This is a genomic window from Ideonella sp. P3_A4 (genome assembly GCF_056403075.1).
On sequence record NZ_JBFUGE010001335.1, the window covers coordinates 1 to 618 of the forward strand.

General features: G+C 69.7%; 1 protein-coding gene and 1 pseudogene. Both read left to right on the forward strand.

Going from position 1 to position 618, the window contains the following annotated elements; all coding sequences use genetic code 11:
- On the forward strand, window positions 1-382 hold a 382-nt coding region (locus tag AC1DYI_RS37875; RefSeq protein WP_477209187.1), incomplete at its 5' end, for a winged helix-turn-helix domain-containing protein.
- Between the two features lie 27 nt (window positions 383-409).
- Window positions 410-618: pseudogene (locus AC1DYI_RS37880) on the forward strand (two-component sensor histidine kinase); the annotation flags it as partial.

Here is a 618-nt window from a genome sequence, read left to right on the forward strand (position 1 = left end):
CATCAAGGCCTTGCTGCGCCGTGCGGCGCCCGAGCCGGCGAGCGACGAGGTGCTGCGCTTCGGCCGGCTCGAGATCGACCTTGGCGCGCGAGAAGCGCGGCTGGACGGCAAGCGCTGCGACCTCACCGGCCACCAGTTCGAGCTGCTGACCGTGCTGGCCAACAGCCCGGGCCGGGTGCTCAGCCGCGACCAGATCATGGACGCGCTGAAAGGCCACCCGATGGAGGCTTTCGACCGCTCGATCGACGTKCATGTCTCGCGCATCCGGGCGGTGATCGAAGACGACCCGAAGAACCCGAAACGGGTGCTGACCGTGCGCGGCACCGGCTACGTCTTTGCCCGCAAGCAAGACCAGGAAACGGCGGGCAATGACCAGGACTGACGCGCTCGGGCGGCGCCGACCGCGCCCTTGAAATCGCTCTACCTGCGCATCTGGCTCACGGTGGTGGCCGCGCTGGCGCTGTTTGCGCTGGCGTCGGGCTGGCTGGTGCAGCGCCACCTGGAGCAAGAGCGCCAGCGCGCCGAGGCCATCGTCACCGAGCGGATGGCCGCGTGGGGCGACCTGATCCAGAACTCGATTCCCGGCCCGGGCGCCGGCGCTGAAGAGCAGACCAACGC